Below are 505 nucleotides of genomic sequence, written 5' to 3'. Positions count from 1 at the left end.
CAAGGTGCTGACACCGGAGGGCACGCCTGCGGGTCTCAACCTCACGCGCGCCACCTTGGATGCCATCGCGAAGTATCCCTGGCTGCGCGGAGCCGGCCCGGATCCCGAGAAGTCGACACGCAAGTACAGCGTCTACGCCGAGGACGCAGAGGTCTTCGCCTGGATGCGTCAGGGGGCGGAGCAGGGCAGACGGTGCCTGGAAGCCCAGATCATGGATCTCTCCGACGACATCGGCTACAGCGTCCACGATGTCGAGGACGCGGTGGCCACGCGCAAGATGGACCTGGCCCGACTGACCACCGATGAGGAGATTGACGCCGTCATCTCCTCCACCCTGGAGTGGTACGGCCCCTCGGTCAGTGCCGACGACCTGGCGCAGGCGATCGAGCGTCTGGTCTCCATGCCCGCCTGGTTGCACTCGGACTCCGGCTCCTACGCGGACATGGCCCACCTCAAGGACATGACCAGCCAGCTCATCGGCCGCTTCTGCTCCGCCACGGTCACC

General features: G+C 66.3%; 1 pseudogene. It reads left to right on the top strand.

From position 1 onward, the window contains the following. Nucleotides 1–505 (top strand): annotated as a pseudogene (locus FK530_RS25640) (deoxyguanosinetriphosphate triphosphohydrolase); the annotation flags it as partial.

The sequence above is a fragment of the Tsukamurella conjunctivitidis genome (assembly GCF_007858475.1).
Taxonomy (GTDB): domain Bacteria; phylum Actinomycetota; class Actinomycetes; order Mycobacteriales; family Mycobacteriaceae; genus Tsukamurella; species Tsukamurella conjunctivitidis.
This window is presented reverse-complemented; position numbering and strand designations above follow the sequence as displayed.